The sequence below is a fragment of the Amycolatopsis sp. NPDC114504 genome, from assembly GCF_055633595.1.
The window spans coordinates 227,358-249,454 of record NZ_JBVKDU010000007.1 but is presented as its reverse complement, the minus strand read 5'-3'; the positions used below and the strand labels follow the sequence as shown (position 1 = coordinate 249,454).

Genomic DNA, 22,097 nt, shown 5'->3' with positions numbered 1-22,097 from the left:
CGGGTTTTCCCCCATGTCCGGCCGTCGTCTCCCTCGGTAGCGTGGCGATCACGACAAGGGGGTCAGATGAGACCATTCAGGAAGAGCCTGGCGGTTCTGACAGCGGCACTCACCTTCACCACACTCTTCACCGCCGTCGCGGAAGCAGGCGAAGACGGCCATGCGAAGGCCGTCCTCCGCTACACCGAACACGGCATCCCGCACATCGTCGCGAAGGACTACGCCGGGCTCGGCTACGGGTACGGCTTCGCGGCGGCGACCGACAACGTCTGCGAGCTCGCGAACATCTACCTCACGGTGAGCGGGCAGCGATCGAAGTACTTCGGCCCGGAGGGCGGCGGCTACCCGTCGCTGTCCGAGGCGGAGAGCAACCTGCACAGCGACCTCTTCTTCCAGCAGATCAACGACTCCCACGTCGTCGACCGGCTGGTCGCGCAGCCCGCGCCGCTGGGGCCGCGCCGTGAGGTCCGCGAGGTCGTTTCGGGCTACGTCAAGGGGTTCAACGCCTACCTCGCGCGCACCGGCCGCGCCGGCATCTCCGACCCGGCCTGCCACGGCGCGGACTGGGTCCGGCCGATCACCGAGCAGGACTTCTACCGGCACTACTACGCCATCGCGATCACCGGCGGCCAGGGCGTCGTCACCGAAGGGCTGTTCACGGCGCCGCCGTCCGGCGCGACGCCGGCCCCGGGCACCGGCGGGCAACTGTCGGCGAAGGTGGCGCAGGCGCTGAACGGCAGCGGGCTCGGCAGCAACGGCATCGCCGTCGGCGCGGAGTCCACCGCGGCCGGCCAGAGCAGTGTGCTGCTCGGCAACCCGCACTACCCGTGGCAGGCCGGGCGCCGGTTCTGGCAGAGCCAGCTGACCATCCCCGGCCGGCTCGACGTCGCCGGCGCGAGCCTGCTCGGCATGCCGTTCGTCCAGATCGGGCACACCGCGGACGCGGCCTGGACGCACACGGTGTCCACGCCGGTCACCTTCGGCCTATTCGAGGTGCCGCTGAAGGCGGGCGACCCGACGACGTACCTCGTCGACGGCAAGCCGGAGAAGATGACGTCCCGTGACGTCACCGTCCAGGTGCGCCAGGCCGACGGCTCGCTCAAGCCGGTGCGCCAGACGTTCTGGTCCACCCGGTACGGGCCGGTGATGAGCGACTTCCAGGGCATTCCGCTGCCGTGGACCACGAAGTCGGCGTACACCGTGCGCGACGCCAACGGCACGAACATGCGCGGGCTCAACACGTGGTTCGAGCTCGACCAGGCGCGCAGCACGGCCGACATCGTCGGCACGCTGAGCCGCACGCAGGGTGTGCCGTGGGTCAACACCATCGCCACCGACCGGGCGGGCAACGCGCTCTACGCCGACATCCAGGTCGTCCCGCACGTCACCGACGAGCAGGCCGAAGCCTGCAGCACTCCGTTGGGACGGCAGACCTTCCCGGAGGTCGGACTGGCCATTTTGGACGGATCGAAGTCGTCGTGCCAGTGGGGTTCCGACCCCGGCGCGCTCGAGCCGGGCATCTTCGCGCCGTCGCGGCTGCCGCGTCAGCAGAGCCGGGACTACGAGCTGAACACCAACGACAGCGCCTGGCTGGCCAACGCGAAGGCGCCGATCACGGGGTACCCGCACATCGTCGGGGACATCGGCACCGAACGCTCGCCGCGGACGAGGGAGGCGCTGCTCACCGCCGAGAAGGGCGGCTTCACGACGGACTCGATGAAGAAGATGCTCTTCGCCGACCACAGCCTGTTCGCCGACCTGACGGCGGCGGACCTGGCGAAGCTGTGCGCGTCCTTCCCGGGCGGGCAGGCGCCGTCGTCGTCCGGGCCGGTCCCGGTCGGGCCTGCGTGCCGGGCCCTGGCGAGCTGGGACCACACGTACACGCTCGACACGCGCGGTTCGCTGCTGTTCCAGCGGTTCGCCGCCCGGCTCGGCTCGGTGGACCGCTTCACCGTGCCGTTCGACCCGAAGGCACCGCTGACCACGCCGAACACGCTCAACGTCGCCAACGCGGACGTGCAGAAGGCGTTCGGCGACGCGCTGGTGGAGCTGCGCACGGCGGGGCTCGCGCCGGACGCTCGCCTCCGGGACGGCCAGTCGGTCACGCGCAACGGACAGCGCATCCCGATCCACGGCGGCCCGGGCTTCCTCGGCGTGCTCAACGTGATGACGCCGGTGTGGGACCCGGCGCGCGGCAACGTCGAGGTCCAGCACGGATCCAGCTACATCCAGGTGGTCGGCTTCCGCGGGCGCGCGTGCCCGGACTCCTCGACGGTGCTGACGTACTCGCAGTCGGCGAACCCGAAGTCGCCGTACTTCAGCGACCAGACGGAGCTCTACAGCCGGGGTCAGTGGGTGAAGGAACGCTTCTGCGAAGCCGACATCCTGCGCTCCCCCGCGCTGCGGGTGGTCGTCCTGCGGTAGGTCAGGGCTGGGGCAGCTGCTGGCTCGCGAGGGTGCCGGCCGCCATGCGGCGGGCGACGTCCTTGCGCAGCCACAGCAGCCACAGCCAGATCGCCAGGAACACCACGCCCAGCACCGCGATCGCCGGCAGCCAGAACACCAGCGCGATCAGCACCACCTGCAGCGCGAGGATCACCGGCACCGCCCACGGCTTCTTGACGAACCCGCACGTCACCACCAGCACCAGCGCGACCGCCAGCACCGTCCAGCCGGTGCCCGTGCTGATCCCGCCGCCGAGCTTGTTGACCACCGGCAGCGCCAGGGCGACCGTGATCGCCTCCATGATCAGCGTCCCCGACATCACGCCGCGGAAGCCCTTCATCGGATCCTTCGGCTTGGGCGTCTCGTTCGAGGTCACGCCGGCTCCTTCCCGAACAGAGTGCGCGTCTCGCCCGCGGTGACCACCGAGCCGGTGACGAGCACGCCGCCGCCCGCGAGGGGCTCTTCGGGGTCGTCGGTGGTCTCCACCAGCGCGATCGCCGTCTCGATCGCCGTCTCCAGGTCGGTCTCGGCGACCACGCGGTCCTCGCCGAACACCGAGATGGCCAGCTGGTTCAGCTCCTCCAGCGGCATCGCGCGCGGCGAGGAGTTGCGCGTCACGACGATGTCGGACACCACCGGCTCCAGCGCGTCGAGGATGCCGTGGGCGTCCTTCTCGGCCATCACGCCGACCACCGCGACCAGGCGGCGGAAGGCGAACTCCTCGGCCACGGTCGCCGCGAGCGCGCGGGCGCCGTGCGGGTTGTGGGCCGCGTCGATCATCACCGCGGGGGCCGCGCGGACCCGCTCGAGCCGTCCCGGCGTCTCGACCTCGGCGAACGCTTCGCGGACGGCCTCGATGACCAGCTGCTTGTCCTTGCCCGCGCCGAAGAACGCCTCGACCGCGGCCAGCGCGAGCGCGGCGTTCGCGGCCTGGTGGGCGCCGTGCAGCGGCAGGAAGACGTCGTCGTAGACCCCGCCGAGGCCCTGCAGCTTGAGCAGCTGCCCGCCGACGGCGACCTCGCGCTCCAGCACGCCGAACTCGCTGCCCGCGCGGGCGACCGCCGCGTCGACCTCGACGGCGCGTTCCAGCAGCACCTTCTGCACCTCGGGGTCCTGCTCGGCGATGACCGCGACCGAGCCGGCCTTGATGATGCCCGCCTTCTCGCGCGCCGCGCCGAGGATGTCCGGGCCGAGGTACTCGACGTGGTCGATGCCGATCGGCGTGATGACCGCGACGTCGGCGTCCGCGACGTTCGTGGCGTCCCAGGCGCCACCCAGGCCGGCCTCGATGACCGCGGCCTCCACCGGCGCGTCGGCGAAGGCGGCGAACGCCATCCCGGTGAGGATCTCGAACTTGCTCATCGCGACGCCGTCCGTGGCGGCACCGTCCACCATGGCCACGTACGGCGCGATGTCGTGCCACAGCTCGGCGTAGCGCGCGGCGGAGATCGGCACGCCGTCGAGCGCGATCCGCTCGGTGACCAGCTGCAGGTGCGGGCTGGTGTAGCGGCCGACGCGCAGGCCCATCCGGGTCAGCAGCGCGTCGATCATCCGGGCCGTGGAGCCCTTGCCGTTCGTGCCGGCGACGTGCAGCACCGGGTAGCCGCGGTTCGGCTCGCCCAGCAGCTGCGTCAGCGCGGAGATGCGGGTCAGCGACGGCTCGATCTTCGTCTCCGGCCAGCGCTGGTTCAGCTCGGCCTCGACGGCCATCAGCGCACGGCGGGCCTCGGGCCCGTCCTCGGCGCTGTGGACCTCGGGGGCGCCCTGGTCGTCGAGCTCGTGGAGCTCGGTGTCCTCGGGCACGGTCAGGTCGGGCACCGGGCCGGTGGCGAGGTTGTCACCCAGCTGGCCGACGCCGCCGATCCCGCCGCGCGAGCCGCCACCGGCTTCGAACGCGGTGTCCCGCGCGTCCAGCTCGGGGTCGTGGTCGTCCGAGTCCTCGTACCCTTCGGCACCCAGCTCGTCGACGCCCGCGAAGCTGTCCAGATCCGACAGGTCCGGCTTTCGACCTGTCTCATCCTGCGGCACTGAATCTCCTCCGGCCTGGGGTTTTCGCACTTGCCTTCCGAGTCTACGTGCGGCGGAGGTGGCACTCTCGACGCATGCCGTTCAACCACAACGACCACTACCACCCGCTGCTGCTGGACCAGCTGCCGCCCGGGCCGGGGATCGCGCTGGACGTCGGCTGCGGCACCGGCCGGTTCGCGCGGCGGCTGGCCGCGACCGGCATGGCGGTGGAGGCGGTCGACGCCTCGGCCGCGATGGTCGAAGCGGCGGCGGGCCTCGGTTCGCCGGGACCGGGCAAGATCGTCTACCGGCAGGCCGACGTCACCACCGACGCGCTGCCCGACGGGCACTACGACTTCATCTCGTGCCTCGCCTCCCTGCACCACATGCCGTTCGAGACGGTCGCCAAGCTGCGCCGCGCCCTGGTGCCCGGCGGCGTGCTCGTGGTGCTCGGCCTGGCGAAACCGAGCACGCCTGCGGACTGGGCGCGGGCGGTCGCGGCGGTCCCGGTCAACGCGCTCGCGCGGCTGGTCGTCTACGCCGGCGAGCGGCTGAACGGCGGCGGCGAAGACGGCCCGCGGGCCCCGGTCGTCGACGACTACCCGACGCTGGCCGAGGTGCGCCGCGAGGCGGCCCGGCTGCTGCCCGGGAGCACCGTCCGGCCGTTGCTGTTCTGGCGCACGCTGATCACTTACCGTGAGCACGGCGACGGTGACCCGACTGAGGAGTGAAGTCCGCCCCCTCGCCGTCCGGCGCTCGCTAGATGTGGAAGCAGCGATTCCGCCAGCGAGAACGAGGTCTTCATGCGCATCCCCCGGCTGCTCACCGCCGTCCTCTCGGCAGCCATCCTGCTGCCGGCTTCGGCCACCGCCGCCTCCGCGGCGAGCATCGGCAGCTACGTCGCCCTCGGCGACTCCTACACCTCCGGGCCGTTCATCCCGGTCCAGCGGCTCGACCCGCTCGGCTGCGGGCGGTCCACCGCGAACTACCCGTCGGTGCTGGCCGCGGCCCTGCACACCCGGCGGTTCACCGACGTCAGCTGCGCCGGCGCGGACACCACGAACATGACCCGGCCCCAGGGCGTGCCGTTCAACGGCACCAACCCGCCGCAGCTGGGCGCGCTGCGGATCGACACCGACCTGGTCACGCTCGGCATCGGCGGCAACGACTACGACGTGTTCGGCAGCCTGATCTCGACGTGCCCGGGCCTGCGGGCGAGCGACCCGACCGGCAGCCCCTGCAAGGAGCACTTCGACGGCTCGGTCACGCCGGCGATCGACAACATCGGGCCGCGGGTCGAGGCGGTGCTGGCCGCGATCCACGAGCGGTCGCCGCGGGCGCGGGTGCTGGTGGTCGGCTACCCGCGGATCGCGCCGCCGTCCGGTTACTGCCCGGACGTGCTGCCGTTCGCCGACGGCGACTACGCGTGGCTGAACAGCGTCGAGGAGGCACTGAACCGGACGCTGGCCGACGCCGCGGACGCGGACGGGAAGGCGGAGTTCGTCGACACCTTCGGCCCGTCGCGCGGCCACGACGCCTGCGCGCGCGGCGGTTCGGCGTGGATCAACGGCAAGGACCAGAACGTCTTCGTGGCCGCCGCCTACCACCCGCTGAAGACCGGGATGGCGGGCATCGCCGCGGTGGTGCTCAAGTCCCTGCGCTGAGGAACTCCAGCACGATCCGGGCGAACTCGTCCGGCAGCTCGGCCGGGGCACCGTGCCCCGCGTCGATCTCGGCGGCGCGCGCGTCCGGGATCGCGGCGACCAGCTCCCGCTGCTGGTCCGCCGTGATCAGCCGGTCGTGCGCGCTGCCGAGCACCAGCACCGGCGCCGTGATCCGGCCGAGCACGGGCCGCAGGTCGACGCCGCGGTCGGCTTCTATCTGCCGGTCCGTGCCCGGCTCGATCATCGTCTCGAGCGTCTTCACCAGCTGTTCGTTGCTCTCCGCGGTGGCCTGCTCCCAGTAGCGCGGGCCGAAGGCCATCAGCGGGAGCATCCGGGCGAAGGTCCCGGTTCCGAGCAGGTCGAGCCAGTGGCGGAACTCGGCGTCCTGCCTCGTGTCGGTGACGGGCCACGCGGCGTGCAGCACCGCCTTCCGGACGCGGTCCGGGCGGGTGCCGGCCAGGTGGGCCGCCACCACGGCGCCGAGCGAGTGTCCGACGACGTCGGCCTGCCCGACGCCCGCGTGGTCCAGCACGGCTTCGGCCTGCGCGGCGAGGTCTTCGATCCTGATCGGGCCGCCGTCGTCCTCGGTCAGGCCGGAGCCGGGAAAGTCCGGGGCCAGGACAGTGTGGCCGTGCGCTTTCGCCGTCAACGGTCCCCATTGTTCGCGGGAGGCGGCGGTGCCGTGCAGCAGGAGCAGCGCGGGGCCGTCGCCGGTCCGGTCGTAGTGGACGACGGTGCTTCCTTCTCGGGTCTTCGGCATTTCAAGCGATCTCGCGGAGGGCGGCGGTGAACGCGCGGGGGTCCTCCTGGTGCGGGATGTGGCCGCAGCCGGCGAGGACGCGCACCCGGGCGCCGGGCGTCTCAGCGGCGCAGGAGTGCGGGACTTCGAGGGGGATCTGGGTGTCCACTTCGCCGTGGAGGTAGGTGATCGGGACCTTGAGGTCCTTCAGCCGGGGCCGCGGGTCGTAGGTGGTGATCTCGGTGAAGAGCGCGTCGATGTAGACACCGGAGTCGAGCAGCTGGCGGACGGTCCAGTCGACCAGCCCGGGCGAGGCCTTCGGGCCGAACCAGCCGGGCACCCAGCCGGCGACGGTGCCGAACCGGTCGTCGACGAGGTTCTCCCGCAGCTCGCGCACGGTTTCGAGCATGCCGGCGCTCGGCCAGTACCCGGGGCTGTCGACGGCGACGACGTGCTCGACCAGCTCGGGGCGGGCGAGCGCGAGTTCGGTGGCGAAGACCCCGCCCATGCTGGACCCGACCACGACCGGCTTGATCTCCAGCAGCTCGATCACGGCTTCGAGGTCGGCCACGGCACCGGCGATGGTGTTGCCGTCGAGGGGGCGATCCGAGCGGCCGCAACCGCGCCAGTCGAGGGTGATGACGCGGTGGTCGCGCACGAGATCGGGCAGGCACGCCCCCCAGACGCGGCCGCTGGCGCCCCAGCCGTGCAGGAGCAGCAGGGCCGGGCCGGTGCCGGCGTCTTCGTAGTAGAGGCGGGTGTCGTTGACGGTTGCGTAAGGCATGGCTCGAGCCTGGTGGCCGGGTTCGTGGTTTTCGAGGGGCAGTCCGCTCTTACACTCATCACGAACACTGATGAATGGGGCCTGAGGTGGAGCTGCGGCAGCTTCGGTATTTCGTGACGGTGGCCGAGGAGCTCCATTTCGGGCGGGCGGCGGAGCGGCTGCACATCGTCCAGCCGGCGGTGAGCCAGCAGGTCCGGCGGCTGGAGCGGTCGCTGGGCGTGTCGCTGTTCACGCGGTCGACGCGTTCGGTGGTGCTGACGGAGGCGGGACAGCGGTTCCTGCCGCACGCACTGGCGGTGCTGGCGGCGGCCGAGCGGGCTTCGGATTCGGTGTCGGAGTTCCGCGCTTCGAGGGCCGTCCTGCGGCTGGGCACGAGCGAAGGCCTGGGCGATCGGCTGGACGTCCTGCTGGGAGCGTTCGCCCGTCTCGCGCCGTCGGCGTCGTTGGAGCTGCTCCACGCCCCGACGGCGGAGCGGCTGCAGCGAGTCCGCGACGGATCCCTGGACGCGACCATCGTGCGGGGTTCGTGGCCGTCTTCGGGTCTCGACTTGACTCCTTTGTGGACGGACGAGGTGATGGTGGCTTTGCCCGCGTCTCATCCGTTGGCTTCCGCTTCGGAGGTCTCTTTCGCTTCGCTGGCTTCGTTGCCGGTGCGGCTCAGTTCGCGGGCGCGGAACCAGCCGTTGTATGACCTGGTGGTGTCGTGCTGCCGCGCGGCAGGGTTCAAGCCGGTGCTGGGAACGGAGTTCACGACGGCGCAGGACACGCTGGGGACACTGGGGTTCGGCCGTCCACACTGGACGGTGTTCTACCGGGCGCACGCCAATCTGCTGCCGGTGCCGGGGGTGGTTTTCCGGCCGTTGGTGGAGCCGTCGCCGCGGATGCAGACGTACTTGGCGACGCCTACGGACCGGCGGGTGACACCGGAGGCGGTCGCCCTGATCGAAGCGGCGCGGTCCATCGAGGCCGACTGAGCAGCCGTCGCGGCGCGTTGCGCTGATCTCGAGTCACCCATGGGCCATCATGTCCGGGTGGCCGACGCCGAGCCGAGCAGCAAGCCTGCCGAGAAAGAGCAGAAGCCACCTGAGGGCCTGTCCCAGTTCATCGGCAAGGTGCTCGACCAGCTGAGCCTGAGCGCCTGGATGCCGGCGGCCATGCTGGTCGGCTGCGGCGCGGTGCTGCTCCAACTCCGGAGCCAAGGGAACTTCGACCTGGGTGCCGCCGTGGTCGGGTTGACGGCGAAGCCGCTGGGCATCCTGGTGGTGCTGTTGTTCGCGCTCGTGTTGGCGGCGCTGGTCAGCCAGGCCTTCTCGTTCTCGGCGATCCGGTTCTTCGAGGGCTATTGGAAGGGCCCGCTCGTCTGGCTGGGCATCTACCGCCTGCTGGTCCGGCGCAAAGCGCGAAAACGGAAGAAGCTGGCAGACAAGGTCAAACAGCAGACCGAGCGAGCTTTCGACAAGGCCAGACCCATACTGCTCAGCAAGAAGATCCCACGATCATTGATCGACGCAGCCGAAGACCAGGCTTACTCGAGGGCACTTACCCCCCGGCGCGCACAACTCGCCGCGGAGCTCGACTGGCAAATGTTCCTTCCTCCCGACGTGGTCGGCAAGCTCGCCAGGATCACGCAGGCGCAACAAGATTACCCATCTCCCCACCGGATGTTGCCCACGCGGCTGGGCAACATCCTCCGCGCCACCGAAGAAGAAATCACAGGCGAGGGCGAGGACACCCAGGACCTCATCCTGCGGCGTGGCGAGGCCATCCCACCGCGACTGCGGCTGCACCACGACCAGTTCCGCACCAGGCTCGACATGTACTGCACGCTGATCTTCGTCCACCTCGGCCTGGCGGGCCTCACCTTGTCGCTCCTGCTGCCGGCCGAGAACCCAGCGACGGGCACCGCGGTGGCAACCGCGGCGTTCCTGCTCCTCGCGGTCGCGAGTTACTCCGCCGCCATAGCGAGTGCACGCGGCTACTGCACGACCCTCAAAGTGATCTTCTCGATGGACGCGCCGACGCCCGATTCACCGACCGCTGCCTGAAGCCAGCTTCATCGGCAGCCCGTGCCGGGGACAGTCCGGCTTGCCGACTGAGGGCTTCGTCTCCTTGCAGCCGGACACCTTGCACACATACTGCTTCATCCGCAGCTCAGGCGTACCAGGGAGCCGGTCGTCGACCACGATCCGACTTTCCCCCGGTGCACCGCAGGTGTCAACGCACTGGCGGCCGTCAAGAATTATTGAGCCCTCAGGCGCTCTTGGTCAGTTTCCCACCCGACAGGACAAAGCCCGGCACCCCCGAAGGAGCGCCGGGCTTTGGTCAACAACCTCAGGAAGCCGGCAGAGCCGCCAGCCGGGCCGTGATGCGGTCGATGTCCGAGGCCGCCGTTGTCTTGCGCGTCTTGATCTTCTCGATCACCTGGTCCGGGGCCTTGGCGATGAACGCCTCGTTGCTCAGCTTCGCCTCCGTCTGGGTCAGCTCCTTCTCCGCCGCCGCCAGGTCCTTCTGGAGCCGCTTGCGCTCCGCCGCCACGTCGACCGTGCCCGACAGGTCCAGCTCCACCGTCACCACGCCGTCCGCCAGGGCCACCTCGAGGGACGCGCTCGCCGCGAACTCCGGCGTCGGCTCTGTCAACCGGACCAGTGACCGGACCGCCGGCTCGTGACCACCCGCGTAGCCCGCCAGGCGGGTCGCCACCTTCTGGCCCGGCTTCAACCCCTGGTCGGCTCGGAAGCGGCGGATCTCCGTCACCAGCTTCTGGACGTCCGCGATCCGGGCGTCGGCCACAGTGTCCGCGTAGCCCTCAAAAGGAGCAGGCCACGCCGCGACGACCAGCGACGTGCCGCCCGTCAGCGCCGTCCACAGCTTCTCCGTGATGAACGGGATGAACGGGTGCAGCAACCGCAGCACCGTGTCCAGCACGTGCCCCAGCACCGATCGCGTCGCCGAGACCCGGGCGTCATCTCCTTGGTACAGCTGGACCTTCGCCAGCTCCAGGTACCAGTCGCACAGCTCGTTCCACGTGAACTGGTAAAGCGCGCCCGCCACCTTCGCGAACTGGAAGTCCTCGAACAGGCCGTCCACTTCGGACACCAGCGTGCTCAGCCGCCCCAGGATCCAGCGGTCGGACTCGGTCAGTTCGCCGGCAGCGGGCAACGGAGCAGCGACCGAGGCCCCGTTCATCATCGCGAACTTCGTCGCGTTCCACAGCTTCGTGCAGAAGTTGCGCGAGCCCGCCGCCCACTCGTCGGCCAATGCCATGTCCGCGCCCGGGTTCGCGCCGCGGGCCAGGGTGAAACGGGTCGCGTCCGCGCCGTACGCGTCCATCCACTCCAGCGGGTCGATCACGTTGCCGCGCGACTTGGACATCTTCTTGCCCTGCGCGTCGCGGATCAGGCCGTGCAGGTACACGTGGTCGAACGGCTGCTTGCCGTCCATCTGGTGCACGCCGAACATCATCATCCGGACGACCCAGAAGAACAGGATGTCGTAGCCCGTCGACAACACACTGGTCGGATAGAACTTCTCCAGATCCGCGGAAGACGAAGGCCACCCCAGCGTCGACATCGGCCACAGGCCCGACGAGAACCACGTGTCCAGCACGTCCGGGTCCTGCGTCCAGCCTTCACCGGTCGGCGGCTGCTCGTCCGGGCCGACGCACACCACTTCGCCGTCGGGGCCGTAGAACACCGGGATCCGGTGGCCCCACCACAGCTGGCGCGAAATCGTCCAGTCGTGCATGTTGTCGACCCAGTCGAAGTAGCGCTTGCCCAGCTCCGGCGGGTGGATCTTGGTCCGGCCGTCGCGGACCGCGTCGCCGGCCAGCTTGGCCAGCTCCTCGACCTTGACCCACCACTGCAGCGACAGCCGCGGCTCGACGACCGTGTCACAGCGCGAGCAGTGCCCGACCGCGTGCACGTACGGGCGCTTCTCGGCCACGATCCGGCCGGCCTCCCGCAGCGCCGCGACGACCGCCGGGCGCGCCTCGAAGCGGTCGAGACCCTGGAACGGTCCCGGCGCCGTGATCTCGGCCCGCTCGTTCATGATCGTCAGCATCGGCAGGTCGTGCCGGCGGCCGATCTCGAAGTCGTTCGGGTCGTGCGCCGGGGTCACCTTGACCGCGCCCGTGCCGAACTCGGGGTCGACGTGCTTGTCGGCCACGATCGGGATGCGGCGGCCGGTCAGCGGCAGCTCGACCTCGGTGCCGACCAGGTGCGCGTACCGCTCGTCGTCCGGGTGGACGGCGACCGCGGTGTCGCCCAGCATCGTCTCGGCGCGGGTGGTGGCCACCACGATCGCGTTGGCGCCGTCGCCGTAGCGGATCGACACGAGCTCGCCATCGTCGTCGTTGTGGTCGACCTCGATGTCCGACAGCGCCGTCTGGCAGCGCGGGCACCAGTTGATGATCCGCTCGGCGCGGTAGATCAGACCCTCGTCGAAGAAGTTCTTGAACACCGTCTGGACGGCCTTCGACAGGTTCTCGTCCATGGTGAAGCGCTCACGCGACCAGTCGACGCCGTCGCCCAGGCGCTTCATCTGGCCGAGGATCCGGCCGCCGTACTCGGCCTTCCACTCCCAGACGCGCTCGACGAACTTCTCGCGGCCCAGGTCGTGGCGCGAAAGGCCCTCGCCGGCCAGCTGGCGCTCGACGACGTTCTGCGTCGCGATGCCCGCGTGGTCCATGCCCGGCAGCCACAGCACCTCGTAGCCCTGCATGCGACGGCGGCGGCTCATCGCGTCCATCAACGTGTGGTTGAGGGCGTGGCCCATGTGCAGGGAACCGGTCACGTTCGGCGGCGGCAGTACGATCGAGAACGGCGGCTTCTCCGACGTGGCGTCGGCCGTGAAGTACCCGGCCGCTACCCAGCGGTCGTACATCGGTGCTTCTTCGGCGGCCGGGTCCCAGGCACCCGGAAGGTCGGTGGTCTGCTGCGGAGCGTTCTCGGTCACAATGGACAAGTCTACGAACCCGTCACGGCGGGTCACCCAGGGGGAAGGCACTCGGGATGGCAGAGCCTCAGCAGCCGCAGGATCCGGACGACCGGCGCCTGGAGACGCACCCGGACCTGATGAACCCGGACTGGCAGCAACACGCCGAGCGGGACGCCTGGCTGGGCGCGAAGAAAGAGCTGAAGAAGCGTCGCAAACGCGAGCGCCGCGCCGGTGGTCACCAGCAGCCAGGGCACAGCCGCTGGCCCGGTGTGCTGGCGCTGCTCCTGGTCGTCGTCCTGGTCGTGGCCGCGATCACCGTGCACCAGATCCAGGGCATCGGCGTCAACGAGGACCCGTTCCTGTTCTTCGGCTCGTAACGCTTCGCCCCCGCCGTCGATGATCAGGCATCGACTTTGGGGGATGAATCACGTGGACGACGACAACCTGCTCGATTCCCACCCGGACCTGGCGGACCCGGAGTGGCGCAAGCACGCGCAGACGGACGCCTGGCTGGGCGCGAAGAAGGATCGCAAGCAGGTCCGCAAGCAGCGGAAGCGCGGCCCGCGGAAACCGGGGCGGCGCTGGTGGATCTTCGCCGTTTTCGTGGCGATCCTCGGCGTGACGACCGCCGGGATCGTGCTGGCCGGCCGCCGCGCCCCGGCCCCGGCTGCCGCGCCGAACCCCACGTCGGTGGCGCAGTTCGCCCACGTCGACCTGGCGCACCCGTACGCGAACACCCCCGCCGACGCCTGGCCGAAGGGCCTCGACGGCATCACCTCGCCCGCCGCGGCCGCCGTCGGCGCGTTCAAGGCCGACGCCGTCGCGGACGCCTACGCGAAGGTCCGGCAGGCCATCACCGCCGCCCACCTCGACGCGGCGGTGTTGTTCGCCCACGACCCGAAGGCCTACCTCGCGCTCTTCGCGCCGGACCAGCGTGAGCAGCTCGCACCGCGGCTCACCGAGAAGCCGGGGAAGGACAAGGCCGGCTTCGACTCCTACCTGACCGAGATCGCCGACGGCTACCACCTGCTCGACGCGGGTCCCCGCTCCTTCGGGACGCTCACCGCGCACGCCGGCGACAAGCCCGGCGAACTGGCCGTCGACGCGAAGTACGTCGTCGCCTTCGCCTTCGACAACGTCCACCCCGATGCGCTGACCAGCCCGAACGAGATCGTCAGCTTCCTGCGCGTGGACGAGACCTACGTCGTCGCCACCGGCTCCGGCGTCGCCAAGACCAGCCACGGGCTGTGGATCGACGGCGGCCAGAGCGCGACGTCGGCGGTCGGCTGCGCCGACGCCCGGGAGGGCCTCCTCGCCCCCGGCTACGCGAACCCGCCGGGTCCGCCCACTGACGGTGACCAGGACGCGCCCGGCTACTACGACCCGAAGTACCCGGTGCCGACCCTGGACGGCTGCAACTAACTAGCGCGTCACATCCAGATGCACAGTCTGGACTGTACAGTTAGACTGTGTGCATGGGCGAAGTACCCGCACACGTGGCCGAGAGCGCCGGCTGGATCCGCGCCGTCGTCGCGCAGCTGCACCGCCGGCTGCGCCACGTCGACAACGCCGGCATCCTGACGCCGTCGCAGTCCGCCGTGCTCAACCGGCTCCACCGCGAAGGCCCCGCCTCGCAAGGCGAGCTGGCCGCCGCCGAGCACGTGCGGCAGCAGTCGATGGCCTCGACCCTCGGCGTCCTCGACGAGCTGGGCTACCTCACCCGCACCCCCGACCCGGCCGACCGGCGCCGCGTCGTCATCGGCCTGTCCGAGACCGGCTCCGACACGGTGCGCGGCATCCTCCAGCACCGCGACGAGTGGCTGGCCCAGGCGCTGCTGGACGCCCTGTCCCCCGCCGAGCTCGAGACCGTCACGCGCGCGCTGCCGCTGCTGCAGCGCGTCGCCGAACACTGAAGTCGCCCACCACTGAAGGAGCGCTCACGAGCACCGTCACCGCCCCCGCGAAGTTCGGCACCCGTCTGGTCACCCCGCTGGTGGCCGGTGCGGTGCTCAACCCGATCAACTCCACCCTCATCGCCGTCGCGCTCGTGCCGATCGGGCAGAGCTTCGGCGCCGGCCCCGGCCAGACGGCCTGGCTGATCTCGGCGCTCTACCTGGCCACCGCGGTCGGGCAGCCGGTGGTCGGGCTGCTGGTGGACCGCTACGGCGCCCGCCGCGTCCTGCTCGGCGGCGCGGTGCTGGTGATCATCGCGGGCATCGCGGGCATGATCCCGCTCTCGGTCGGCTGGCTGACCGGTGTGCGGGTCGTCCTCGGCCTCGGCACGTGTGCCGGCTTCCCGGCCGCCATGGCCGTGCTGCGCCACCACGCGGAAGCGAGCGGCCAGGGCGTGCCCGCGCGCGTGCTGTCGGTGCTGTCGATGTCCGCGCAGACCGTGATGGTGATCGGCCCGACGCTGGGCGGGCTGCTGATCGGCCTCTTCGGCTGGCCGGCGATCTTCGCCGTGAACATCCCGCTCGCCGGGCTGTCGCTGGTGCTGGCGCTGCTGTGGGTGCCCAAGGACGATCGCGGCGAGCGCACCGCGAAGCCGATCGACGTCCTGGGCATCGCGCTGTTCTCGGCGACGCTGCTCGCGCTCCTGTTCTTCCTGATGGACCCGGGCACCGAGCCCTGGCTGCTCGCCGTCGTCGCGGCTTTCGGCGTCGCGTTCGGGCTGGTCGAGCTGCGGCGCGACGACCCGTTCCTCGACCTGCGGATGCTCGCGGCGAACCGGGCGATCCTGCGGACCTACCTGCGGCAGGCCCTGAGCTTCATGGCCATCTACGCGATCATGTTCGGCTACGTTCAATGGCTGGAAACCACGCGGCAGCTGTCCGAGGAGGCGGCCGGGCTGATGCTGCTGCCGATGTCGGGCACGGCGGTGTGCGCGGCCGCGTTCTCGGGGCGCGGCTCCGGCATCAAGGCGCGGCTGGTCACGGTCGCGGTCGCGCTGGTCGGCGGCTCGGCCCTGCTGCTGCTCGTCCACGACGGCACGTGGACCGGCGCGCTGCTGGCGCTGGCCGCGCTGTTCGGCCTGGCCCAGGGCCTCACCAGCGTCGCGAACCAGACGACGCTCTACCGCGAAGCCCCGGCCGAGCAGATGGGCACCGCGAGCGGCCTGTTCCGCACGGCCCAGTACCTGGGCGCGATCGTGGCCTCGACGCTGATCGCGCTCTGCTACGGCCCGCACGCCGACTCGGCCGGGCTGCACCGGCTGGCCGTCGCACTCGTCGTCATCAGCGTTCTCCTGCTCGCCGTCACCCTCTCCGACCGCGGGCTCCGCGCGGCGAAAGCCTGACCCCTGTTCGCGCGCGCGGTCATCGAGGCGCACGATGAACACATGACTCGTGAAGCGCCGGCGCAGGACGTGGACGAGACCCGCCTCGAGGTGGGCAAGCCGAAGGGCTGGGCGGCCGGGATACCCGGGGTGGCCGTGTCCCTCGCGCGCAGCGTCGAGCAGATGGGCACCGGCCGGACCGTCAAAGCGCTGCGGCTGCTGAACCAGCGTGAGGGCTTCGACTGCCCGGGCTGCGCGTGGCCGGAACCGCGTGAGGTCGACGGTGAGAAGCGCAAGCTGGCCGAGTTCTGCGAGAACGGCGCCAAGGCGGTCGCCGAGGAGGCCACGAAACGACGGGTCGACCGCGAGTTCTTCGCGAAGCACCCGATCGAGGACCTCCACACCAAGACCGACTACTGGCTCGGCCAGCAGGGCCGCGTCACCGAGCCGTTCGTGCTCCGCGAAGGCGCGACGCACTACGAGCCCATCTCCTGGGACGACGCGTTCGAGCTGGTCGCCGGCGAACTGAAGGCCCTCACCGACCCCAACGAGGCGATCTTCTACACCTCGGGCCGTACCAGCAACGAGGCCGCGTTCCTCTACCAGCTGCTCGTGCGCTCGTTCGGCACCAACAACCTGCCGGACTGCTCCAACATGTGCCACGAGTCCTCGGGTGCGGCCCTGGCGGCGACCACCGGCATCGGCAAGGGCTCGGTGAGCCTGGCCGACATCCACAAGGCCGACCTGATCGTCGTCGTCGGGCAGAACCCGGGCACCAACCACCCGCGGATGCTCTCGGCACTCGAGGAGGCCAAGGGCCACGGCGCGAAGATCATCGCCGTGAACCCGCTGCCCGAGGCCGGGCTGATGCGGTTCAAGAACCCGCAGAACGTCCGCGGTGTAGTCGGCAAGGGCACGCCGCTGGCCGACGAGTTCGCCCAGATCCGGCTCGGCGGTGACCTCGCGCTGTTCCAGGCCGTCGGGCACCTGCTGCTGGCCTGGGACGAGGAAGCGCCGGGCGCGATCGTCGACCGCGACTTCGTCGAGCGGGTCACCGACGGCTTCGACGACTACGCGAAGCACCTGCGCGAGATCGACTGGCCCGAGGTCGAGCGCGCCACCGGGCTGCCGCGCGAGCAGATCGAGCGCGTCGCGCGGATGATCGCCACCTCCGAGCGGACGATCTACTGCTGGGCGATGGGCCTGACGCAGCACAAGCACGCCGTCCCGACGATCTCGGAGATCGCGAACCTGGCGCTGATGCGCGGGATGATCGGCAAGCCGGGCGCGGGCCTGTGCCCGGTGCGCGGGCACTCGAACGTCCAGGGCGACCGGACGATGGGCATCTGGGAGAAGATGCCGCAGTCCTTCATGGACGCCCTCGCCGCCGAGTTCGGCATCGAGGTGCCACGCGAGCACGGCTTCGACACGGTCGACGCGATCCGGGCGATGCGCGACGGCGGCGGCAAGGTCTTCTTCGCCGTCGGCGGCAACTTCGCCTCGGCGACCCCGGACACGGAGGCGACCGAGAAGGCGCTCGAGTCGTGCTCGCTGACCGTGCACGTCTCCACGAAGCTGAACCGCTCCCACGTCGTCCACGGCCGCACCGCGCTGGTCCTGCCGACGCTCGGGCGCACCGAACGCGACGTCCAGGCGAGCGGCGAGCAGTTCGTCACGGTCGAGGACTCGATGTCGCAGGTGCACACCTCGCGCGGGCGCCTCAAGCCGGCGAGCGAGCACCTCCTGTCCGAGGTCGCCATCGTCTGCCGGCTGGCCGAGACGCTGTTCGGCGCCGGGCACGCGGTGCCGTGGCGGACGTTCGAGACCGACTACGACCTGGTCCGCGACCGCATCTCCCGCGTCGTGCCGGGCTGCCAGGACTACAACCGCCGCGTCCGCGAGCCGGACGGGTTCGTGCTGCCGCACGCGCCGCGCGACTCCCGCGAGTTCACCGGCACCGCCAACGGCAAGGGCAACTTCACGGTCTCGGAGCTGGAGTACCCGCAGGTGCCCGAGGGCAGGCTGCTGCTGCAGACGATGCGCAGCCACGACCAGTACAACACCACGATCTACGGGCTTTCCGACCGCTACCGCGGCATCGAGAACGCCCGCCGGGTCGTGCTGGTCAACCCGGACGACATCGCCGCGCTCGGCCTGACCGACGGCGCGATGGTGGACCTGGTCTCGGAGTGGCGCGACGGCGACCGCCGCGCGCCGTCGTTCCGGGTGGTGTCCTACCCGACGGCCCGCGGCTGCGCGGCGGCGTACTTCCCGGAGGCCAACGCCCTGGTGCCGCTGGACTCGGTCGCGGAGAAGTCGAACACGCCGGTGTCGAAGGCGATCGTGGTGCGGCTCGAGGTTCAGCCCCGGTAGTCGCGCTGCAGCGTGTTGGTCATGTCGGTGACCACGGCCTGGACGTTGTCGAGGGTCGCCGGCGGGATCAGCGCGGCCTCCGTGCCGCCGTCGGCGATGGCCAGGCTGAGCACGACGTTCCCGGTGCGCACGGCGGCCCACTGCTCGGAGAACCCGGCCTCGTCGCCGACGTCGGTGGCGAGCCGGACCCCCGAGTGGTCGCCGAGCGCGTCGGTCATCAGCTGGGTGGCCTTGGTCGCGCCCTCGCCCGGGTCGGAGTCGGTGAACCGCACGACGGCGATCGTGACGAGCCGGTAGTCCTGCATGTTGGGCTTGCCGCCGCCGAGGTCGCGGGCGAACAGGCGCTTGCAGCTGGTGAGGTCGTTGCCCTCGGTGGAGCGGTCCTGGGGGACGACCTTGGCGTCGGCGGTCTTCACCGAGTCGGCCGGGACCTCGACGGTGCCGGGCGCGAGCCGGTCACGCGCGTTCGAGCCGGGCAGCTTGCAGGCGTCGATCGAGTCGGGGTAGTGCGCCGAAGCAGACGACGACTGGCACCCGGCACAAAGAACGGCGGAAGCGAGCACCGGAAGGAGCCACCCTCCGCGGGCAACGCTGCTACGCATAGGTTCCGGACTTTCCGTATTTCCTGAAATTGACTTTCCGGTTCGCCACCGGTCCGGTGATCTTTTCCGGTCCGCCGCTCGGTGCTGTCGTCGACGGTCACCGCACACTGCCTCACCAGGGAGGCAGCGTCAAGACCAGTCACCCCGGTGGTCCGCCGTGGTCCGGTCGGCGGAAAACGGAAACGCGGTACTTCACGGAAATTCCTGGCGCAATTTCGCGGAACCCGATGAAAGGCCGGGCTTTCGATTGGCGCGCGCGATCAATTCACGCAGACGACCCCGTCCGAGGTGATCGGCTCGTCGCCGGCGGCCGGGGCGCCCCCGCCACCGGTCGTCCCCGGGCCGGCGTACACCGACCCGAGCACCACCTCGATGTGGCCCGCCGGCACCGCCGCGGACTCCTCCGTCGACAGCCCGCCCAGCAGCTTCGCGACCTCCGCGCCCCGCTGCGCGAGGTCGGCGCCGAAGCGGACCAGGGACGTCCGCCGCGAGGCGGTGTTGCCGGTCGTGCCCTTGGTGAACCCGTGGTCCCCCAGGAACCCGGCCACGCGGGCGGCGAGACCGCCCTTCGGGCTCGCGTTGGAGACGTCGACCGTGACCGGGGCGGCGGCCGGCGTCTTCGGCGCGGCGGACCCGATCAGGTCCGCCGCGAAGGCCTTCACCGCCGCCGGGTCGACCTGCACGGCCGTGGCGTGGGGGTTGTCCTGGTCGTACCGGTAGTCGCGGTTGACGACGGGGATCGTCTCGAACCGGATCCCGCCCCCGCTGACCCCGCGCATCTGCGCGACGAAGTCGAGCAGGTTCCACGAGTCGTCGAGCACCACCGAGCGCTTGACGGCGCCGATGAGGTCCGAGAGCTTCCCGGGGTTGGCCAGCGTCCCCGCCGACAGCACCTGCCGGGCCAGCCCGGAGAGGAACACCTGCTGGCGCCGGACGCGGGCGAAGTCGGTGCCCGGGAGCCCGTCGCGCTGCCGGACGAAGGCCAGCGCGTCGGCGCCCTGGATCCGCTGCGGCCCGGCCGGGAAGTCCGCGCCGGAGTTCTTGTCCTTGGTGGCTTCCTTGAGGCAGACGTCGACGCCGCCGACCGCCTGGCTGATCTCGTAGAAGCTGAGCAGGTTGACCTCGGCGTAGTGGTCGATCTTGACGCCGGTGAGGCCCTCGACCGCCTGCCGCGTCCCGCGGCGCGCGGCGGTGAGGGCGGCCTGGTCGATCTTCGCCTTGTCGGTCTCCCCCGCGTCGCGCCGCCGCTTGGCTTCGGCGGCCTTCGCGCGCCCGAACGCGGCGTTGATCTTCCCCTTCCCGCCGGGCATCGACACGTAGCTGTCGCGCGGGATGGAGAACGCTTTCACGTCGTGGGTGCCGTTCGGGATCCGCAGCACGATGAGCGTGTCGGTGAGGTCGTCGCCGTTGGCTCCGGCCCGGAGCTCGCGCAGGACCTCCGGGGAAAGCGGCTGCCCCTGGTCGTTGGTCCGCGAGTCGCGGCCGACGAGCAGGATGTCGAGCGAGCCGTCGGCGGGCTGTTCCCCGGGCGCGGTGCCGCCCTCGGCGTCGATGACGCTGTCGCGCGAGACGTCGTCGAGGGCGTGGAGGTTCGTGTAGCCGTAGGCGGTACCGCCCAGGACGGCGAAAGCGAGCCCGGCGACGGCGATCTTCCCCAGTAGGTGCACGTCCTACCGACGCCGCCGGGCCCGCTCCCGCTGCACGGGTGACTCAGCTCACAAGGGCTACCCGAAGAGCTGCACCAGCTTCAGGAACAGCTGGTACACACCGTAGGCGAAGGGCAGCACGACCCACGCCCAGGCGAGCACGATCAGCGGCACGCGGTTCGTCCCGGTCTCCTGGGGCTGCTCGCTCATCACGCCTCACTCCTCGCGGCCGCGTCCGAGGTGACGGGCTCGTGGAACTTCGCCTTCACCGGCCGCACCAGCTCGTTGGCCACGAAGCCGACCACCAGCAGGCCGATCATGATGTAGAACGACAGCTGGTAGAGCGCCGGGCCGGACTTGCCGGCCGACTTCTCGTTGTCGGCGATCGCGTTGACGATCAGCGGGCCGAGCACGCCGGCCACCGACCACGCGGTGAGCAGCCTGCCGTGGATCGCGCCGACCTGGTAGGTGCCGAAGAGGTCCTTCAGGTACGCCGGAATCGTCGCGAACCCGCCGCCGTAGAACGACAGGATCACCATCGCGCACAGGATGAACACGACCTTCGACGAGTTGTCCGTCAGCGCGATCACCAGGTACAGCACCGCGCCCACGCCGAGGTAGGTGCGGTAGATGTTCTTGCGTCCGACCAGGTCCGAAGTGGACGACCAGACGAACCGGCCGAGCATGTTGCACAGCGACAGCAGCGCGACGAACCCGGCCGCCGCGGCCGTGCCGACCGGGGTCGAGGTGTTCTTGAAGAAGTCCACGATCATCGGGGACGCCTTCTCCAGGATGCCGATGCCCGCGGTGACGTTGAAGCACAGCACGACCCACAGGAGCCAGAACTGCGGCGTCTTGATCGCGTTGGCGGCCGAGACGTTCGCGGTGCTGATCATGGCCTTGCCGTGGTCGGTCTTCGGCTCCCAGCCGGCCGGCTTCCAGTCGTCGGCCGGCACCCGCACGAGCAGCCAGCCCATCGACATGAACGCCGCGTAGACGACGCCGTGCACCAGGAACGCCGTCGCGATCGTGCCGGTGGTCGGCGAGGTGCCGAGCATCGACGACGACCACGGCGACGCGATGAGCGCACCGCCGCCGAAGCCCATGATCGCGATCCCGGTCGCCATGCCGGGGCGGTCCGGGAACCACTTGATGAGCGTGGACACCGGCGAGATGTAGCCGATGCCGAGCCCGACGCCGCCGATCCCGCCATAGCCGACGACGACCAGCCAGAACTGCCCGGTCGCCACGCCCAGGGCGGAGATCAGGAACCCGGTGGCGAAGCAGCACATCGAGACGAACATGGCCCAGCGCGGGCCGTTCTTCTCGACGAGCGTGCCGCCGAACGCCGCGGAGAGGCCGAGCATGACGATGCCGAGCTGGAACGGCAGCGAGCTCTGCGTCCCGTTCAGGTGCATCGTCTTCTCGAGCGGCGTCTTGAAGACGCTCCACGCGTAGGCCTGCCCGATCGACAGGTGTACCGAAAGGGCCGCCGGCGGCACCAGCCAGCGCGTCCAGCCTGGTGGTGCCACGATCCGGGAACGGTCCAGGAAGCCGAGAGCCATCGGATCCCTCCGTAGAGTGGGGATGATGGAGGGAATGTATTACTAAATACCCGGCGTTGCACC

Annotated in this window: 19 protein-coding genes; 10 read left to right on the top strand and 9 right to left on the bottom strand. The window is 70.5% G+C overall.

Going from position 1 to position 22,097, the window contains the following annotated elements; all coding sequences use genetic code 11:
* Positions 1-66 precede the first annotated feature (66 nt).
* Positions 67-2,424, top strand: a complete 2,358-nt coding sequence (locus ACZ7PG_RS47925) for a penicillin acylase family protein (RefSeq protein ID WP_470245907.1) — start codon at positions 67-69, stop codon at positions 2,422-2,424.
* Position 2,425: 1 nt separating this feature from the next.
* Here the strand turns inward: ACZ7PG_RS47925 and ACZ7PG_RS47920 are convergent, their stop codons facing one another.
* Together ACZ7PG_RS47920 and folC are read right to left on the bottom strand one after the other, a co-directional pair.
* Positions 2,426-2,785 carry a DUF4233 domain-containing protein gene (locus tag ACZ7PG_RS47920; protein WP_470246483.1) on the bottom strand — a complete coding sequence of 120 codons (360 nt, stop codon included), beginning with the start codon at positions 2,783-2,785 and terminating at the stop codon, positions 2,426-2,428.
* Positions 2,786-2,817: 32 nt separating this feature from the next.
* A complete protein-coding gene (gene folC, locus ACZ7PG_RS47915; RefSeq protein WP_470245906.1) occupies positions 2,818-4,473 on the bottom strand; it encodes a bifunctional tetrahydrofolate synthase/dihydrofolate synthase in 1,656 nt (551 codons plus the stop codon).
* 74 nt (positions 4,474-4,547) lie between these two features.
* Between folC and ACZ7PG_RS47910 the strand changes: the two genes are divergently transcribed.
* Both ACZ7PG_RS47910 and ACZ7PG_RS47905 read left to right on the top strand, forming a co-directional pair.
* On the top strand, positions 4,548-5,183 hold the full coding sequence (locus ACZ7PG_RS47910; RefSeq protein ID WP_470245905.1) for a class I SAM-dependent methyltransferase: 636 nt from the start codon (positions 4,548-4,550) through the stop codon (positions 5,181-5,183).
* 72 nt (positions 5,184-5,255) lie between these two features.
* Positions 5,256-6,116: an SGNH/GDSL hydrolase family protein gene (locus ACZ7PG_RS47905; protein WP_470245904.1), complete on the top strand. Its 861-nt coding sequence runs from the start codon at positions 5,256-5,258 to the stop codon at positions 6,114-6,116.
* Here the strand turns inward: ACZ7PG_RS47905 and ACZ7PG_RS47900 are convergent.
* Entirely contained in the window at positions 6,100-6,876 is a 777-nt protein-coding gene (locus tag ACZ7PG_RS47900; protein ID WP_470245903.1) for an alpha/beta fold hydrolase, read from the bottom strand. The two genes, ACZ7PG_RS47905 and ACZ7PG_RS47900, sit on opposite strands and share 17 nt — an antisense overlap.
* 1 nt (position 6,877) lies before the next feature.
* Positions 6,878-7,639 carry an alpha/beta fold hydrolase gene (locus ACZ7PG_RS47895; protein ID WP_470245902.1) on the bottom strand — a complete coding sequence of 254 codons (762 nt, stop codon included), beginning with the start codon at positions 7,637-7,639 and terminating at the stop codon, positions 6,878-6,880.
* Between the two features lie 86 nt (positions 7,640-7,725).
* Between ACZ7PG_RS47895 and ACZ7PG_RS47890 the strand changes: the two genes are divergently transcribed.
* Together ACZ7PG_RS47890 and ACZ7PG_RS47885 are read left to right on the top strand one after the other, a co-directional pair.
* Positions 7,726-8,613 (top strand): LysR family transcriptional regulator, encoded by an 888-nt coding sequence (locus ACZ7PG_RS47890; protein WP_470246482.1) that lies wholly within the window; start codon positions 7,726-7,728, stop codon positions 8,611-8,613.
* A 57-nt stretch (positions 8,614-8,670) separates the two neighbouring features.
* Positions 8,671-9,684 carry a hypothetical protein gene (locus tag ACZ7PG_RS47885; RefSeq protein ID WP_470245901.1) on the top strand — a complete coding sequence of 338 codons (1,014 nt, stop codon included), beginning with the start codon at positions 8,671-8,673 and terminating at the stop codon, positions 9,682-9,684.
* Positions 9,685-9,970: 286 nt separating this feature from the next.
* On the opposite strand, the gene ACZ7PG_RS47880 is transcribed toward ACZ7PG_RS47885, so the two are convergent.
* Positions 9,971-12,592: a valine--tRNA ligase gene (locus ACZ7PG_RS47880; RefSeq protein ID WP_470245900.1), complete on the bottom strand. Its 2,622-nt coding sequence runs from the start codon at positions 12,590-12,592 to the stop codon at positions 9,971-9,973.
* Positions 12,593-12,648: 56 nt separating this feature from the next.
* On the opposite strand from ACZ7PG_RS47880, the gene ACZ7PG_RS47875 reads away from it, so the two are divergent.
* The 5 genes from ACZ7PG_RS47875 (at position 12,649) to ACZ7PG_RS47855 (ending at position 18,221) form a co-directional block, all read left to right on the top strand.
* Positions 12,649-12,951 carry a hypothetical protein gene (locus ACZ7PG_RS47875; RefSeq protein ID WP_470245899.1) on the top strand — a complete coding sequence of 101 codons (303 nt, stop codon included), beginning with the start codon at positions 12,649-12,651 and terminating at the stop codon, positions 12,949-12,951.
* Between the two features lie 43 nt (positions 12,952-12,994).
* Positions 12,995-13,996 (top strand): hypothetical protein, encoded by a 1,002-nt coding sequence (locus tag ACZ7PG_RS47870; RefSeq protein ID WP_470245898.1) that lies wholly within the window; start codon positions 12,995-12,997, stop codon positions 13,994-13,996.
* A 53-nt stretch (positions 13,997-14,049) separates the two neighbouring features.
* Complete coding sequence (locus tag ACZ7PG_RS47865) at positions 14,050-14,487, top strand: MarR family winged helix-turn-helix transcriptional regulator (protein WP_470245897.1); 438 nt, start codon at positions 14,050-14,052, stop codon at positions 14,485-14,487.
* A gap of 80 nt (positions 14,488-14,567) precedes the next feature.
* Positions 14,568-15,869 (top strand): MFS transporter, encoded by a 1,302-nt coding sequence (locus ACZ7PG_RS47860; protein ID WP_470245896.1) that lies wholly within the window; start codon positions 14,568-14,570, stop codon positions 15,867-15,869.
* Between the two features lie 42 nt (positions 15,870-15,911).
* Positions 15,912-18,221: an FdhF/YdeP family oxidoreductase gene (locus tag ACZ7PG_RS47855; protein WP_470245895.1), complete on the top strand. Its 2,310-nt coding sequence runs from the start codon at positions 15,912-15,914 to the stop codon at positions 18,219-18,221.
* Here the strand turns inward: ACZ7PG_RS47855 and ACZ7PG_RS47850 are convergent.
* From ACZ7PG_RS47850 to ACZ7PG_RS47835, 4 genes are all read right to left on the bottom strand, one after another.
* Positions 18,209-18,784 (bottom strand): hypothetical protein, encoded by a 576-nt coding sequence (locus ACZ7PG_RS47850; RefSeq protein WP_470245894.1) that lies wholly within the window; start codon positions 18,782-18,784, stop codon positions 18,209-18,211. The genes ACZ7PG_RS47855 and ACZ7PG_RS47850 overlap by 13 nt on opposite strands.
* A gap of 299 nt (positions 18,785-19,083) precedes the next feature.
* A complete protein-coding gene (locus ACZ7PG_RS47845) occupies positions 19,084-20,490 on the bottom strand; it encodes an LCP family protein (RefSeq protein WP_470245893.1) in 1,407 nt (468 codons plus the stop codon).
* Between the two features lie 57 nt (positions 20,491-20,547).
* Positions 20,548-20,679 carry an MFS transporter small subunit gene (locus ACZ7PG_RS47840; protein ID WP_470245892.1) on the bottom strand — a complete coding sequence of 44 codons (132 nt, stop codon included), beginning with the start codon at positions 20,677-20,679 and terminating at the stop codon, positions 20,548-20,550.
* Positions 20,679-22,034 carry an L-lactate MFS transporter gene (locus ACZ7PG_RS47835; RefSeq protein ID WP_470245891.1) on the bottom strand — a complete coding sequence of 452 codons (1,356 nt, stop codon included), beginning with the start codon at positions 22,032-22,034 and terminating at the stop codon, positions 20,679-20,681. The genes ACZ7PG_RS47840 and ACZ7PG_RS47835 overlap by 1 nt, the downstream gene beginning before the upstream one ends.
* Positions 22,035-22,097: the final 63 nt, after the last annotated feature.